This is a genomic window from Streptomyces sp. C10-9-1 (genome assembly GCF_024497955.1).
GTDB lineage: Bacteria > Actinomycetota > Actinomycetes > Streptomycetales > Streptomycetaceae > Streptomyces > Streptomyces sanyensis.
Genome location: NZ_JANHKP010000003.1, coordinates 215752 through 230198, shown reverse-complemented (window position 1 = coordinate 230198; position 14447 = coordinate 215752). Strand labels below are relative to the sequence as shown.

Genomic DNA, 14447 nt, shown 5'->3' with positions numbered 1-14447 from the left:
GTCCTGTCGTGTCGTCGTGGATGGCCGGACGGCCGTGGCGGTCGAGGTCAGGGAGTCGAAGGAGGGCGGGCTGCATCCCGAGGACTGGGAGCCCGCGAACTTCAAGGACGGTGCGACGGCGCGGATTCCGTCCACGGAGAAGGCCCTCGTGGGCAGTGACCGGGCGCTGGCCCTGACCGGGTGCGAGGATCCCTATTCCGCTCTCTCCTTCCGCTTCTTCTTCGACCCGGACCACGGTGTGGAGGCCGGGCAGCGGGTGGCCGATGTCGAGGCGTTCGTCGCCGACTTCGTCCCCAGCGTGAAGCGGGGAGTGGGCTGCACGGCCTGATGGATCGTTCCAGTGAGGATGAGTCGAGCCGTGCCGGTTCGGTGGCATCGGGATCGGAGAATCGGTTCACCGTGACGGCGAAGCATGTTCTGGTGTTGCCGGGGCGAGATGAACGCCGGAGCGAGAGGAAGAGAGTGGCGCGCAACCCGTACGGGACGGGATTGCTTGCGGGGGTGTCCGCGGTGAGCCTGCTTGCCGGCTGCGCCTCCGAAGCGCGTGGCTACTCCGTTCCGGAGGAGTTCTGCGGTTTCGAGGTCCAGGAGGCCGCGCTGTCCCCGGTGCTGCTCGACGGCGAGAGCCTTGCCGACACATCGCAGGCGGGGGCTGGGTACGTCGCGTTCTGCCGGATCCGTATCGACGGTCGGATTGCCGTGGCGGTCGAGGTCAGGGAGTCGAAGGAGGGTGGGCTGCATCCCGAGGACTGGGAGCCCGCGAATTTCAAGGACGGTGCGACGGCGCGGATTCCGTCCACGGAGAAGGCTCTCGTGGGCAGTGACCGGGCGTTGGCTCTCACCGGGTGCGAGGATCCCTACTCGGCTCTCTTCTTCCGCTTCTTCTTCGACCCGGACCACGGTGTGGAGGCCGGGCAGCGTGTGGCCGATGTCGAGGCGTTCGTCGCCGACTTCGTCCCCAGCGTGAAGCGCGGAGTGGGCTGCACCGCCTGACGCCGCTGGCCCGTCGATGCGCACGGCCGCCCCGGGCATCGACGGGCCCGGGGCACCGGCTCCCCTCCGTGTCCGTGCCGACGGCGTCCGGCACGCCCACGGGTCCTCAGCCGATGATCTCCCTGCTGCTGCTGACGATGGAGACCCGCGGGTCGTCCGGGACCGGGCCGCCGGGATCGGTGAAGGTCAGCTCGGTCGGCCAGGACGCGCCCGGGTAGACGCCCACCGTGTCGGTCTCCAGGGAGCGCGTGGCGTCGAAGCCGCCCGCACCGGTGACGCGGACCTCGACGCGGTAGATCGCCCGCCGGGCGCCCGTGTTGGCGATCTCCACCGGCACCGCGATCTCCTCGCCGCGCCTGACGGGCGGGAACAGGGTCACGTCCCCCTCCTGGGCGACGGGGGTGCCCGGCGCACCGGCCTCCGCCGTGCCGGGCGAGACCGGAACGGCGCCCGGGACCGCCTCCCGCCGGGCGCGCTCCCTGCCCACCTCGTCCAGCTCCTGCTCGACTTCCTGCTCCGTCGCCAGCTCCCGACCCTGCGACGGCGACGCGGCAGGAGACGCCGCGGGCGAGGCCGGTGTGGACTCCGCCGGTGCCGCGGGCTGCTGACGGGCCGAGGTCTCCGCCGGGGCGTCCGAGGGGGAACCGCAGCCGGTGGCAAGGACACCGAGCGCGAGCGCCGGGCCCAGCAGGGCGGCACGCAGACGGCCGGTCGCAGGAGGGGACATGGGGTGCTCCGAATTCCGAGGTGCGGCACGAGGCCGTGCGGTACGCGGTGGATGCGCGGGCGGTGCGGAACCGCTCCGGAGAGCCGGGGGCCGACGGCCCCTCCCACGGGGCGGCTCCACCGCGCCCACCGCGACCAGGCGGCCGGACGCGGTGCGGCACCCCACCCGCACCCGCTCCACCAGATCACGTCTCACGCCCCAGGCGCACCGGGCGGCCACCGGTAGGGCCGGTTCCCCCGCCGGACATGACCTGATCACGACGGTGGCCGCCTCCCCGTTCCGCCGCCTGCCCGTCCCGCCCCGACGCGCACCGGGCCCGACGGGGGGCCCGGTCGACGCGGCGGCGGCCGGAGCCCCGGCGGGCCGTACCGTGGGGCCATGGACATCTGCGTCTTCCTCTCCGCCGCCGACCTCGATCCCTGCTACACCGGCCCCGCCCGGGAGTTCGCCGAGCTGATCGGCAAGGGCGGGCACACCCTGGTCTGGGGCGGTTCGGACTGCGGGCTGATGAAGGTCGTGGCCGACGCGGTCGAGGACACCGGCGGCCGGCTGGTCGGCGTGTCCGTGGAGTTCCTCCACGACAAGGTCCGGGCCCGGGCCGACGAGATGGTCGTCGCACGGGACCTCGCCGAGCGCAAGGCGCTGCTCCTCGCCAGGTCCGACGCGGTCGTGGTCATGGTGGGCGGCACGGGCACCCTGGACGAGGCCACCGAGATCCTGGAACTGAAGAAGCACGGCCACCACGCCAAGCCGGTGGTCCTGCTGAACACGGCCGGCTACTACGACGGCCTCAAGGAGCAGTTCCGGCGGATGGACGCGGAGGGCTTCCTGCCGCTTCCCCTCACCGACCTGGTGTTCTTCGCGGAGGATGGCGTCGGGGCGATGGCCTACCTGGAGGAGGCCGCGGGCATCCGGTAGTGCGAGCATGGCGGACATGCCTACACATGTGATCACCGGTGCCGGATCCGGAATCGGCGCCGCCGTCGCCCGGCGGCTGCACGAGCGCGGCGACGGCCTCGTCCTCGTGGCGCGCGACGCGGGCCGCGCGAGGGAACTCGCGGAGCGCTTCCCCGGAGCCCGGACGCTCGTGGCCGACCTCGGCGACCCGGACCGCATCTCCTGGGCCCTGGGGCACCAGGAGCTGCCGGAGCGTGTCGACGGCCTGCTGCACGTCGCGGGCGTCGTGGACCTCGGACCGGTCGGCGAACTCACCCCCAAGGCATGGCGCCACCAGCTGGAGGTCAACCTGATGGCGCCCGCCGAACTCACCCGGCTGCTCCTGCCGCAGGTGCGGGTCTCCCGCGGGCACGTGGTGTTCGTCAACTCCGGTGCCGGGCTGAACGCCCACGCCGAGTGGTCCGCCTACGCCGCCTCCAAGCACGGCCTCAAGGCGCTCGCGGACTCGCTGCGCGCCGAGGAGCACGCATCCGGGGTGCGGGTCACCTCCGTCTACCCGGGGCGCACCGCCAGCCCGATGCAGGCCAAGGTGCACGCCCAGGAGGGCAAGGAGTACGACGCGGGCCGCTGGATCGACCCCGAGTCGGTGGCCACCGCCGTGGTCATGGCCCTCGACCTGCCGCGCGACGCCGAGGTCAACGACCTGACGGTCCGTCCGGGACGCTGACCCGGGGCAGCCGGGAACCGCCCCCCGGGGCCGCCTGCCGCCGGTGCGCGCCGCCCGCCCCGCCCGGAGGCGGCGCCCGGCGGAGCCCGGCAGGCCCGGCCCCCGGGCCCCGCCGGGCACCGGTCCCGCGGTCCTCCCCGCGCGCCGCGTACGCTGCCCGGGTGAGCGACACGAACACCTTCCCCTGGGCCCCGGCGACCGGAGTGGGGTCCATGCCCGGCGGGGACGCCCGCGAGAGCGCGAAGACCGTGACCGGCACCTTCGAGGACTTCCCCCACCTCGCCGAGCTGCCCGCCCGCGGACCCGGCGCCGACATGATCGGCCGCAGCCTCGGCCTCCTGGTCGAGATGTACGCGCACGTGGAGCCCAGCGGCTGGCGGGTCAGCGACCGTCCCGGACGGGACACCCGCCGGGCCCACTCCTTGCTCGGCGAGGACCTCGACGCGCTGGAGGAGTTCACCCAGGGCTACCAGGGCCCGCTGAAGGTGCAGGCCGTCGGCCCGTGGACGCTCGCCGCGGCCCTGGAGCTCCGCGGCGGCGAGGCGGCCCTCGGCGACGCCGGGGCCTGCCGCGACCTCGCCGCCTCGCTGGCCGAGGGCCTGCGCGGGCACCTCGCCGACGTCCGCCGCCGGGTCCCCGGGGCCCGGATCGTGCTCCAGCTCGACGAGCCCTCGCTCACCGCCGTGCTCCGCGGGCGCGTCCGCACCGCGAGCGGCTACCGCACCCACCCCGCGGTCGACCGGCAGGTCGCCGAGTCCGCGCTGCGTGACCTGGTGGCCGTGCACGACGGCCCGGTGGTGGTGCACTCCTGCGCCCCGGAGGTTCCGTTCGCGCTCCTGCGCCGGGCCGGGGCGGCCGGCGTCTCCTTCGACTTCGGGCTCCTCACCGAGCGTGAGGACGAGGCGATCGGCGAGGCCGTCGAGGGCGGCACCCGGCTGCTCGCGGGCGTGGTGCCCTCCACGGAGGCCGCATTGTCCGACCCTGGCGGTAGCGTCAGGGGTGTCAGGACGCTGTGGCGCAGGCTGGGGCTGAATCCGGGGACTCTCGCCGAGTCCGTCACCCTCACCCCGTCGTGCGGTCTCGCGGGTGCCTCGCCCGCGTTCGCGCGCGCCGCGCTGGCCCACTGCGTCCGGGCCGCGAGATCACTCGCAGACAACCCTGAGTGACGGGGTCACGGGACACGGGAGGACGAGACGGTGGCTGGCGAAGAGCAGACGGCCGAGACGGGGGCGGCGCTGCCCGCCGACGTGCGGGAGCGGCACGCCCGGCTCGCCGAGCAGGTCGAGGAGCACCGCTTCCGCTACTACGTGAAGGACGCCCCGGTCGTCAGCGACGCGGAGTTCGACACGCTCCTGAGGGCCCTGGAGGCCGTCGAGGAGGAGTACCCGGCCCTGCGCAGCCCCGACTCGCCGACGCAGAAGGTCGCCGGGGACTACGAGACGGAGCTGACCAAGGTCGAGCACCGCGAGCGCATGCTCTCTCTGGACAACGCCTTCGACGACGAGGAGCTGGCCGCCTGGGCCGAGCGGGTCGCACGCGAGGTGGGTGCGCCGGGCCACCACTTCCTGTGCGAGCTCAAGGTCGACGGCCTGGCCGTCAACCTCACCTACGAGAAGGGCCGCCTGACCCGCGCCGCCACCCGCGGCGACGGGCGCGTCGGGGAGGACATCACCCCCAACGTGCGCACCATCGCGGAGATCCCCGACCGCCTCCACGGCGACCGCGTCCCGGACCTGGTGGAGATCCGGGGCGAGGTCTACTTCCCCATGGACCAGTTCCTCGCCCTCAACGAGCGGCGCGTCGCCTCGGGGGAGCAGCCCTACGCCAACCCCCGCAACTCCGCCTCCGGTTCGCTGCGGCAGAAGGACCCCAGGGTCACCGCCACCCTCCCGCTGCACATGGTGGTCCACGGCATCGGCGCCCGGGAGGGCCTGGACATCGAGAGGCTCTCCGAGGCCTACGAACTGCTGCACGAGTGGGGCCTGCCCACGGCGCGCCACTACAAGGTCGTCTCCTCGCTGGAGGAGGTCCGCGCCTTCATCGCCCACTACGGCGAGAACCGCCACTCCGTGGAGCACGAGATCGACGGCGTCGTCGTGAAGCTCGACGAGATCCGGCTCCAGGGCCGCCTCGGCTCCACCGCCCGCGCGCCCCGCTGGGCCATCGCCTGGAAGTACGCCCCCGAGGAGGTCAACACCAAGCTGGTCGACATCCGCGTCGGGGTCGGCCGCACGGGCCGGGTGACGCCCTACGCCCAGGTCGAGCCGGTCACCGTGGCAGGTTCGGAGGTCGAGTTCGCCACCCTGCACAACCAGGAGGTCGTCAAGGCCAAGGGCGTGCTGATCGGCGACACCGTGGTGCTGCGGAAGGCCGGCGACGTCATCCCGGAGATCCTCGGGCCCGTCGTCGACCTCCGGGACGGCACCGAGCGGGAGTTCGTGATGCCCGCCGAGTGCCCCGAGTGCGGCACCGCCCTGCGGGCGATGAAGGAGGGCGACATCGACCTCCGCTGCCCCAACGCCCGCTCCTGCCCGGCCCAGTTGCGCGAGCGCGTGTCCTACCTGGCCGGCCGTGAGGCGCTCGACATCGAGTTCTTCGGGGAGGTGGTCGCCGCGGCCCTCACCAGACCGCTGGAGCCCGCCGAGCCGCCCCTGGCCGACGAGGGCGGCCTGTTCGACCTCACCATCGAGCAGCTGCTGCCCATCAAGGCGTACGTGGTCGACAAGGACAGCGGCCTGCCGAAGCGGGACCCGAAGACCGGCGAGGACAAGACCGCCATGGTCTTCGCCACCAAGGCGGGCACACCCAAGGCCAACGCGCTGAAGCTGCTGGCCCACATCGAGGAGGCCAAGCAGCGGCCGCTGGCGCGCATCATCAACGGGCTGTCCATCCGGCACGTCGGGCCCGTCGCCGCCCAGGCGCTCGCGCGCGAGTTCCGCTCCATCGAGCGGATCGAGCAGGCGACCGAGGAGGAGCTCGCGGCCACCGAGGGAGTGGGCGCCACGATCGCGGCCGCCGTCAAGCAGTGGTTCGCCGAGGAGTGGCACCAGGAGATCCTGCGGCGCTGGCGCGCCGCGGGCGTGCGCATGGAGGACGAGGCCCCCGAGGGCGACGAGGGCCCCCGGCCGCTGGAGGGGCTCACCGTGGTGGTCACGGGCACCCTGGAGAACCACACCAGGGATGGCGCGAAAGAGGCGTTGCAGAGCCGCGGAGCGAAAGTGGCCGGTTCTGTCTCCAAGAAGACGTCCTTCGTCGTCGTCGGGGACAATCCCGGTTCCAAGTACGACAAGGCCGTCCAGCTCAAGGTGCCCGTCCTCGACGAGGCAGGCTTCGCCGTCCTGTTGGAGGAGGGGCCCGACGCGGCGCGGGAGGCGGCTGTGACCGGGGAGGAGTGACGCCGGGGCGCGCCCGGGCCGCTCGGGAGCCCGGGGGCCGCCCGTCCCCGGGCGTGCGCGGGGGTTCCCGCCGGGGTGCGCTCGGCCGAAACGCGCCGTGTTCCGCGCCGGTGGAACGCCGAGTACAGGTCACACGTTCCGTGCATATCAGAAGAAGAAGGGTGGCCCGGTCGCATTCGGGCAAGAGCAGTAGAGCGCTGCCCGTTCACCCGTCCCGCGTCCTACTGTTGAGCTGTGCGCCCGCCGTGCACAGCAGCGCAGGGGCCCCGCGGCCGCGGGGGCACGGCTCGGGCAACCACCACCGGTCGCCGTCCGGTTCCCGCCGGGGCGGCCGGGCGCACGGCCGGGCGGTCCCGGCACGAACGACCGGAAGTCACCCGGGCATCGGTACCGCCGGCTGTGAGAGGGACGGGAATGAAACCGACCGAGAGCGCCGCCACGGTCTCGCGACCGCGTGCACTCACGGCCCTGGCCAGGGCGGTCCCCGTGCTGCCCGCTGCGGTCGTCGCCGCCGCCGGGCTGATGGTCCTCGCGGGCGTGGCCACCACGCTCGCGGCGGGCGGCGCGCTCTTCCCCGGCGGAACGGCCGGCTGGTCCCTCGCCGTGCTCTCCGGCACCATCGTCGCCCATCTCGTCGCCCTCGGGCGCGAACGCTGGTGGGGTGGGACGGGCTCGGGCTCCGCGCTCGCCCTGGCCACCCTGCTGCTCTACGGCTGGGTGCCCGCCTCCCTCGTCGGCCTCGCCGTGGCCGCCTTCGTCGCGGCCGTCGGGCGCACCCGGCGCCGCCAGGGCCTGGTGCACGGCGCCGCCGACATCCTCGGCATCGGCGCCGCGGCGCTGGTGCTGGCCTGCTTCGGCACCGTCCCCACGGTCGAGGAGCCGTGGGACCCGCTCCACTGGGGGGTCGGCGCCGCTCCCGAGATCGTGCTGGCGGCCACCGCCTGCATCGCCGTCACCCGGCTGCTCCTGTGGTACGCCCTCGCCCCGCAGGGCGGCGGGCTGCCCACCCTCGCCCGCACGGCGCTGCTGCGGCAGGGCCTGTTCGCCGTCGCCCTGGTCGGCATCGCGCCCCTGATCTGCGTGGTGGCCGTCGCCGTTCCGCTGCTGCTCCCGCTCTTCGCCGTGCCGCTGATCGCCCTGGACTCCACCCTCTGGATCGCCCGGGCCCGGGCCGAGGAGCAGCTCAAGGACCCGCTGACCGGGCTCCCCAACCGCCAGTGGCTCCTGGAGCGCACCTGGACGGCCCTGGACGACGCCGAGAACTCCGGCGCCCGCTCCGCGCTGGTGCTGATCGACCTCGACCGCTTCCGCTCGGTCAACGACACCCTCGGCCACCTGGCCGGGGACCGGCTGCTGCTCCAGATCGCCGAGCGCCTGCGGCTGGCCCTGCCGCGGGGCGCCGAGGCAGCCCGCCTCGGCGGTGACGAGTTCGCCGTGCTGCTGCCCGCCGCGGACTCCACGACCAGTGCCCAGCGCGTCGCCCGGCACCTGGTCGCGGAGCTGTCCTCCCCGCTCGACCTCGACGGGCTCACCCTCGTCCTGGAGGCCAGTGCCGGGCTCGCCGTCTTCCCCGACCACGCTCTCGACGCGGAGGGTCTGCTGCGCCGCGCCGACGTGGCCATGTACCAGGCCAAGCGGGACCGCACGGGCGTGGAGGTGTACGAGTCCAAGCGGGACAGCAACACCCCCGACCGCCTCGGCCTCCTCGGCGACCTGCGCCGGGCGCTCGACGCGGGCGACGTGGAGCTCCACTACCAGCCCAAGGTCCGCTTCGACGGCCAGGTCTCGGGCCTGGAGGCCCTGGTGCGCTGGGTGCACCCGGAGCGCGGCCGGGTGCCTCCGGACGAGTTCATCGCGATCGCCGAGTCCTCGGGACTGATGCCGCACCTGACGGAGTACGTGCTGGAGACCGCCCTGGCCCAGGCGGCCACCTGGCGGGCCCAGGGACTGGACGTCCCCGTCGCGGTGAACGTCTCGCCCCGCGACGTCCACACCCCCGGCTTCGCCGGTGCGGTCGCCGCCCGGCTGGCCCGCCACGGCGTGCCCCCGGCCGCGCTCCAGCTGGAGATCACCGAGCACGTGCTGCTGGAGGAGCCCCAGCGGGCCGCCGACACCCTCGCCGGTCTCGCCGACCACGGGGTGAAGATGTCGCTGGACGACTTCGGCACCGGCTACTCCTCCCTGGTGCACCTGCGGCGGCTGCCCGTCAGCGAGCTGAAGATCGACCGCTCCTTCGTCGCCCGGCTGGCCCGCGACGCCGAGGACGCCGAGATCGTCCGCTGCACCGTGGACCTCGCCCACTCGCTGGGGCTGCTGGTCGTCGCCGAGGGCGTGGAGGACGACGAGACCTGGGAGCGACTGCGGGACCTGCGCTGCGACGCGGTGCAGGGGTGGCTGGTCGCGGCGGCGATGCCGCCCGCCGAGACCACGGCGTGGCTGCTGGCGCGCGGCGGGCGCGGCTGGGGCCGCCCCGCCCTCCCGGCCGGGGAGAGGCCCCCGCCGCAGCCCTCCCCGCGCCGCGCGGTGACCTGACGGCGGCCTCCCCACCCGGTGCCCCGGCCCGCACCGGGGCGGCGGCGGGAGGCGGGCCCGGCAGCCGGGGCGGGGGCGGGCCGCATCCGTTGCACGGGCACCCCGCCCCGCCCCATAGGATTGGGCCAAAGCCCACACACTCACCCTGAGGATCGCTGCATGCCTGGCATCACGCGCGAGGAGGTCGCCCACCTCGCCCGGCTGGCGCGCCTGGAGCTGTCCGGTGAAGAGCTCGACCACTTCGCCGGACAGCTCGACGACATCATCGGCGCGGTCGCCCGCGTCTCCGAGGTCGCCGACCAAGACGTACCGCCCACCTCCCACCCGCTGCCGCTGACCAACGTCATGCGCGCGGACGAGGTCCGCCCGTCGCTCACCCCCGAGCAGGCGCTCTCCGGCGCGCCGGCCCAGGAGCAGCAGCGTTTCAAGGTGCCGCAGATCCTGGGTGAGGAGTGACCGCCATGACGGACAACAGCATCATCAAGCTCACGGCAGCCGAGACGGCCCGGCGGATCGCCGCCGGCGAACTCACCGCCGTCGAGGTGACCGAGGCCCATCTCGCCCGCATCGAGGCCGTGGACGAGAAGGTCCACGCCTTCCTGCACGTCGACCGCGAGGGCGCCCTCGCGCAGGCCCGCGAGGTCGACGCCAAGCGCGCCCGCGGCGAGGAGCTCGGCCCGCTGGCCGGCGTGCCGCTCGCGCTGAAGGACATCTTCACCACGCGCTCCATGCCCACCACCGTGGGCTCGAAGATCCTCGAAGGCTGGATCCCGCCCTACGACGCCACGCTGACCAAGCGGCTCAAGGACGCCGACGTGGTCATCCTCGGTAAGACCAACATGGACGAGTTCGCCATGGGGTCCTCCACCGAGAACAGCGCCTACGGCCCGACGGGCAACCCGTGGGACCTCACCCGGATCCCCGGCGGCTCCGGCGGCGGCTCCTCCGCGGCCCTCGCCTCCTTCCAGGCCCCGCTGGCCATCGGCACGGACACCGGCGGCTCCATCCGCCAGCCCGCGGCCGTCACCGCTACCGTCGGCGTCAAGCCCACCTACGGCGCGGTCTCCCGCTACGGCATGGTGGCCTTCTCGTCCTCCCTGGACCAGGGCGGCCCCTGCGCCCGGACCGTCCTCGACGCGGCCCTGCTGCACGAGGCCATCGCGGGCCACGACCCCCTCGACTCCACCTCGATCGACGCCCCGGTCCCGCCGGTCGTCGAGGCGGCCCGCAACGGCAGCGTGCAGGGCATGCGCGTGGGCGTGGTCAGGCAGTTCCGCGGCGAGGGCTACCAGGCCGGCGTCGTCCAGCGCTTCGAGGAGTCCGTCGGGCTGCTGAAGGAGCTCGGCGCGGAGGTCGTCGAGCTGGACTGCCCCTCCTTCGACCTGGCGCTCGCGGCGTACTACCTGATCGCGCCGTCCGAGTGCTCCTCGAACCTCGCCCGCTTCGACGCCATGCGCTACGGGCTGCGGGTCGGCGACGACGGCACCCGGTCCGCGGAGGACGTCACCTCCCTCACCCGGGAGGCCGGCTTCGGCGCCGAGGTCAAGCGGCGCATCATGCTCGGCACCTACGCGCTGAGCTCCGGCTACTACGACGCCTACTACGGCTCCGCGCAGAAGGTCCGCACCCTGATCACGCGCGACTTCGAGAAGGCGTTCGAGCAGGTCGACGTGATCGTCTCCCCGACGACCCCGACCACCGCCTTCCCGATCGGCGAGCGCGCCGACGACCCGATGGCGATGTACCTCGCCGACCTGTGCACCATTCCGACCAACCTGGCCGGCAACGCGGCGATGTCCCTGCCGTGCGGTCTCGCGCCCGAGGACGGCCTGCCCGTCGGCCTGCAGATCATCGCCCCCGCCATGAAGGACGACCGGCTGTACAAGGTCGGAGCCGCCGTCGAGGCCGCCTTCGTGGAAAGGTGGGGCCACACCCTGCTGGAGGAGGCACCCTCGCTATGAGCGCCATGGCAAAGAAGGCCAAGAACTTCAAGAAGTCCAAGACCGGTCTGTACGTGTCGCTGGCCAGCACCGCCTTCGGTGGGATCAGCGTGGCCAAGCAGATCAAGATGGCCCGCAAGGACAACGACTTCCTGCGCCTCGCCGACGCCGCGGTGTCCGCCGCCGCGATCGTCACGGGCCTCGCCATCCTGTACCGCGAGCTCAAGCGGCTCGGCGACGACGACGTCCTGCTGGGCTGAGAGGGAAGTTTCACGTGACCGTCACTGACCTGGTGTCGTACGAGGACGCCCTGGCGTCCTACGACCCCGTCATGGGCCTGGAGGTCCATGTCGAGCTCGGCACCAAGACCAAGATGTTCTGCGGCTGCTCCACGGAGCTGGGCGCCCAGCCCAACGCGCAGACCTGCCCCACCTGCCTCGGCCTGCCCGGCTCCCTCCCGGTCGTCAACGCGACCGGCGTCGAGTCGGCCGTCAAGATCGGCCTCGCGCTGCACTGCGAGATCGCCGAGTGGTGCCGCTTCGCCCGGAAGAACTACTTCTATCCGGACATGCCGAAGAACTTCCAGACCTCCCAGTACGACGAGCCCATCGCCTTCGACGGCTACCTCGACGTGCAGCTGGAGGACGGGGAGGTCTTCCGCGTCGAGATCGAGCGCGCCCACATGGAGGAGGACACCGGCAAGTCGACCCACGTCGGCGGGGCCACCGGCCGCATCCACGGCGCCTCCCACTCCCTGCTGGACTACAACCGCGCCGGCATCCCGCTCATCGAGATCGTCACCAAGCCGATCACCGGCGCGGGCGAGCGCGCCCCCGAGGTCGCCAAGGCGTACGTCGCCGAGCTGCGCGAACTCATCCGGGCTCTCGGCGTGTCCGAGGCCCGCATGGAGATGGGCCAGATGCGCTGCGACGTGAACCTCTCGCTGATGCCGAAGGGCTCCGAGCGGTTCGGCACGCGCTCCGAGACGAAGAACGTCAACTCGCTGCGCAGCGTGGAGCGGGCGGCCCGCTTCGAGATCCAGCGGCACGCCGCGGTGCTGTCCTCCGGCGGCAGCATCGTGCAGGAGACCCGCCACTTCCACGAGGACGACGGCTCCACGACCTCCGGCCGGGTCAAGGAGGAGGCGGAGGACTACCGCTACTTCCCCGAGCCCGACCTGGTCCCCGTCGCCCCGCCGCGTGCCTGGGTCGAGGAGCTGCGGGCCACCCTGCCCGAGCTTCCCCGGCTGCGCCGCAACCGGCTCCGCGAGGAGTGGGGCGTCCCGGCACTGGAGATGCAGGCCATCCTCAACGCGGGCGCCGTCGACCTGATCGCGGCCACCGTCGAGGCCGGCGCGCGGCCCGCCGCGGCCCGCAAGTGGTGGATGGGCGAGCTGGCCCGCAGCGCCAACGAGTCGGGGCGCTCGCTGGACGAGCTGGACATCACCCCGGCGCAGGTCGCCCGGATCGCCGAGCTGGTCGCGGCCGGCGAGCTCAACGACAAGCTGGCCCGCCAGGTCATCGTGGGTGTGCTCGCGGGCGAGGGCGACCCGGACACGGTCGTCGAGAAGCGCGGCCTGAAGGTCGTCTCGGACGACGGTGCGCTGGGTGCGGCCGTCGACGAGGCCATCGCGGGCAACGCGGCCGTCGCCGACAAGATCCGCGGCGGCAAGGTGGCGGCCGTCGGCGCACTGGTCGGCGCGGTCATGAAGACCACGCGCGGCCAGGCCGACGCGGCACGCGTCAAGGAGCTGATCCTCCAGCGGCTGGGCGTCGAGGGCTGACACCGGCCGGCCGCGGTCGGAAGGGGCGGTGCGCACGGTGGTGCGCACCGCCCCTTCCGCGTCCCACCGGGGGACGGGCACCCCGTGACCGATGGCGGGGGCGGGGCGTTGTCACGGCATGAGCACTGCACAGCGTGTAATGGCAGCCGTGGCCCTCGCCGCCGGGGCGTCCGCCCTCGCGGCGCCCGCCGCCACCGCGGCCCCCGTGTCCCCCCTCCAGCCGCTCTCCGTGATGGACGAGCTCGACGCCCTGTCCGCCGACTCGGTCGGCCCCGAGCACGGCGAGGCCCTCCCCGCCCCCTCCGAGCAGCTGGCCGGCCTCAACCGGCTCGCCGGAGTCCCGCACGACCTGGACCCGCTGACGAGCCAGCTCGCTCCGGTCACCGGCCTCCTCGGCTCCTGACGCGCCTCCCGGCGGCCCCGGGCCCGGTCCGGGGCGCGGGGGCCGCCCGGTGGGCGGACCGGTTCAGTGGCGGATGCCCAGGCCCGGCAGCCGCATGTCGCCGTTGTCCTTGCAGCTGACGTCGCGGGCCCGAAGTTCCTCCGGCGCCCCCGTGCCGCGGGCCCGGAGTTCGGTGATGACCAGCCGGGCCAGGGCCGCCGTCTCCGGACGGTCGGGAACCGGGTACTCCGTCTGCCACCACCCCCGGTCGTGCGACTGCCAGCCCCGGTCCCGCATCGTCCGGGTGCGCAGCTCGTCCCGGGGGGCGTCCCGGTCGTCGATCGCCGCGTGCAGACCGTCCTCGACGCTGAAGGACACCACCAGCTGCCGGCCCCGGTCGGCGGCGCTGGTCAGGCAGAAGCTGGCCCAGTCCGTGCCGACCTGAACCGGCAGCTGCTCGATCCACGCCGCCAGCAGCAGTTCCAGGCTGCTGCCGAAGTGGTCGAGGCTCGCCGCGCCCCGGGCCGGGGGCGCCTCCACGGGCCGCTCGCCCGGCCCGCCGCGGTCCAGCTGCCACACGTAGGGCAGGAAGCCGGTGTCGTACGGGGCGTCGTCGCGACCGGTGCCGCCCCAGGCGAAGACGCGGTGCTCCTCGCACTCCAGGGTCGCCGTGTCGTGCACGGACAGGCCCACGCGCTGCTGGTCCCCGGAGAGCAGGACCGTGCGGCGGCCGTCCCGCCACCGCACCCGCGGACCGTACGCCGAGCCGCCGTAGAGCGTCGGTTCGCCCAGCCGGGCCACGATCGCCCGGTACACCTCGCGCAGTGACTCCCGGCGCTCGGCCAGCGAGGCCCCGGGCCGGTGCACGACGACCGGAAAGGGCGCCGTCCCGGACCCCGGGAGCGGGCCGGGCGAGGTGTGGAGCGCACGGGCGAACTCCGCGGACTCCACCGGCGTCAGCGCCGCCTGACGAATCCCCCAGTTGTCCATGCCGGCCATCGTGCCAGCAGAGGGTGACACCGCGCTGCCTCCCCGCGACCGCGGACCGATTCCCGACGGGCCGGTCCGCCG

14 protein-coding genes are annotated in these 14447 nt (G+C 73.7%); 12 read left to right on the top strand and 2 right to left on the bottom strand.

Translation table 11 applies throughout. From position 1 onward, the window contains the following. Nucleotides 1-16: 16 nt before the first annotated feature. Together NPS70_RS05610 and NPS70_RS05605 are read left to right on the top strand one after the other, a co-directional pair. Nucleotides 17-328, top strand: a complete 312-nt coding sequence (locus tag NPS70_RS05610) for a hypothetical protein (protein WP_256522880.1) — start codon at nucleotides 17-19, stop codon at nucleotides 326-328. A gap of 71 nt (nucleotides 329-399) precedes the next feature. Further along, a complete protein-coding gene (locus NPS70_RS05605; RefSeq protein ID WP_256522879.1) occupies nucleotides 400-993 on the top strand; it encodes a hypothetical protein in 594 nt (197 codons plus the stop codon). Nucleotides 994-1099: 106 nt separating this feature from the next. On the opposite strand, the gene NPS70_RS05600 is transcribed toward NPS70_RS05605, so the two are convergent. Further along, nucleotides 1100-1720 (bottom strand): hypothetical protein, encoded by a 621-nt coding sequence (locus NPS70_RS05600; protein ID WP_256522878.1) that lies wholly within the window; start codon nucleotides 1718-1720, stop codon nucleotides 1100-1102. Nucleotides 1721-2098: 378 nt separating this feature from the next. On the opposite strand from NPS70_RS05600, the gene NPS70_RS05595 reads away from it, so the two are divergent. From NPS70_RS05595 to NPS70_RS05550, 10 genes are all read left to right on the top strand, one after another. After that, nucleotides 2099-2638, top strand: coding sequence for a TIGR00730 family Rossman fold protein (locus NPS70_RS05595; protein ID WP_256522877.1), 540 nt, complete (start codon nucleotides 2099-2101; stop codon nucleotides 2636-2638). A 16-nt stretch (nucleotides 2639-2654) separates the two neighbouring features. Then, the gene (locus NPS70_RS05590; protein ID WP_256522876.1) at nucleotides 2655-3344 is read left to right on the top strand and encodes an SDR family oxidoreductase; all 690 of its coding nucleotides are present in this window, start codon (nucleotides 2655-2657) and stop codon (nucleotides 3342-3344) included. Nucleotides 3345-3505: 161 nt separating this feature from the next. Beyond that, entirely contained in the window at nucleotides 3506-4510 is a 1005-nt protein-coding gene (locus tag NPS70_RS05585) for a methionine synthase (RefSeq protein WP_308314985.1), read from the top strand. A gap of 30 nt (nucleotides 4511-4540) precedes the next feature. Beyond that, a complete protein-coding gene (ligA, locus tag NPS70_RS05580; protein ID WP_256522875.1) occupies nucleotides 4541-6739 on the top strand; it encodes an NAD-dependent DNA ligase LigA in 2199 nt (732 codons plus the stop codon). A 414-nt stretch (nucleotides 6740-7153) separates the two neighbouring features. After that, the gene (locus NPS70_RS05575; protein WP_256522874.1) at nucleotides 7154-9271 is read left to right on the top strand and encodes a bifunctional diguanylate cyclase/phosphodiesterase; all 2118 of its coding nucleotides are present in this window, start codon (nucleotides 7154-7156) and stop codon (nucleotides 9269-9271) included. Between the two features lie 159 nt (nucleotides 9272-9430). Further along, complete coding sequence (gatC, locus tag NPS70_RS05570; RefSeq protein ID WP_256522873.1) at nucleotides 9431-9727, top strand: Asp-tRNA(Asn)/Glu-tRNA(Gln) amidotransferase subunit GatC; 297 nt, start codon at nucleotides 9431-9433, stop codon at nucleotides 9725-9727. Between the two features lie 5 nt (nucleotides 9728-9732). Further along, the gene (gene gatA / locus NPS70_RS05565; RefSeq protein ID WP_256522872.1) at nucleotides 9733-11232 is read left to right on the top strand and encodes an Asp-tRNA(Asn)/Glu-tRNA(Gln) amidotransferase subunit GatA; all 1500 of its coding nucleotides are present in this window, start codon (nucleotides 9733-9735) and stop codon (nucleotides 11230-11232) included. Further along, nucleotides 11229-11471 (top strand): hypothetical protein, encoded by a 243-nt coding sequence (locus tag NPS70_RS05560; protein ID WP_256522871.1) that lies wholly within the window; start codon nucleotides 11229-11231, stop codon nucleotides 11469-11471. The genes gatA and NPS70_RS05560 overlap by 4 nt, the downstream gene beginning before the upstream one ends. Nucleotides 11472-11485: 14 nt before the next feature. Continuing rightward, nucleotides 11486-12994 (top strand): Asp-tRNA(Asn)/Glu-tRNA(Gln) amidotransferase subunit GatB, encoded by a 1509-nt coding sequence (gatB, locus tag NPS70_RS05555; RefSeq protein WP_256522870.1) that lies wholly within the window; start codon nucleotides 11486-11488, stop codon nucleotides 12992-12994. 139 nt (nucleotides 12995-13133) lie between these two features. Next, nucleotides 13134-13397, top strand: coding sequence for a hypothetical protein (locus tag NPS70_RS05550; RefSeq protein ID WP_256522869.1), 264 nt, complete (start codon nucleotides 13134-13136; stop codon nucleotides 13395-13397). A 63-nt stretch (nucleotides 13398-13460) separates the two neighbouring features. On the opposite strand, the gene NPS70_RS05545 is transcribed toward NPS70_RS05550, so the two are convergent. Then, nucleotides 13461-14366 carry a hypothetical protein gene (locus NPS70_RS05545; RefSeq protein ID WP_308314984.1) on the bottom strand — a complete coding sequence of 302 codons (906 nt, stop codon included), beginning with the start codon at nucleotides 14364-14366 and terminating at the stop codon, nucleotides 13461-13463. Between the last annotated feature and the right edge of the window lie 81 nt (nucleotides 14367-14447).

Excerpts from the sequence above, each read along its gene's own strand:
- NPS70_RS05600 (WP_256522878.1), bottom strand. The coding sequence starts at position 1,720 with ATGTCCCCTCCTGCGACCGGCCGTCTGCGTGCCGCCCTGCTGGGCCCG.
- NPS70_RS05595 (WP_256522877.1), top strand. The coding sequence starts at position 2,099 with ATGGACATCTGCGTCTTCCTCTCCGCCGCCGACCTCGATCCCTGCTAC.
- NPS70_RS05590 (WP_256522876.1), top strand. The coding sequence starts at position 2,655 with ATGCCTACACATGTGATCACCGGTGCCGGATCCGGAATCGGCGCCGCC.
- NPS70_RS05575 (WP_256522874.1), top strand. The coding sequence starts at position 7,154 with ATGAAACCGACCGAGAGCGCCGCCACGGTCTCGCGACCGCGTGCACTC.
- gatC (WP_256522873.1), top strand. The coding sequence starts at position 9,431 with ATGCCTGGCATCACGCGCGAGGAGGTCGCCCACCTCGCCCGGCTGGCG.
- gatA (WP_256522872.1), top strand. The coding sequence starts at position 9,733 with ATGACGGACAACAGCATCATCAAGCTCACGGCAGCCGAGACGGCCCGG.
- NPS70_RS05560 (WP_256522871.1), top strand. The coding sequence starts at position 11,229 with ATGAGCGCCATGGCAAAGAAGGCCAAGAACTTCAAGAAGTCCAAGACC.
- NPS70_RS05550 (WP_256522869.1), top strand. The coding sequence starts at position 13,134 with ATGGCAGCCGTGGCCCTCGCCGCCGGGGCGTCCGCCCTCGCGGCGCCC.
- NPS70_RS05545 (WP_308314984.1), bottom strand. The coding sequence starts at position 14,366 with ATGGACAACTGGGGGATTCGTCAGGCGGCGCTGACGCCGGTGGAGTCC.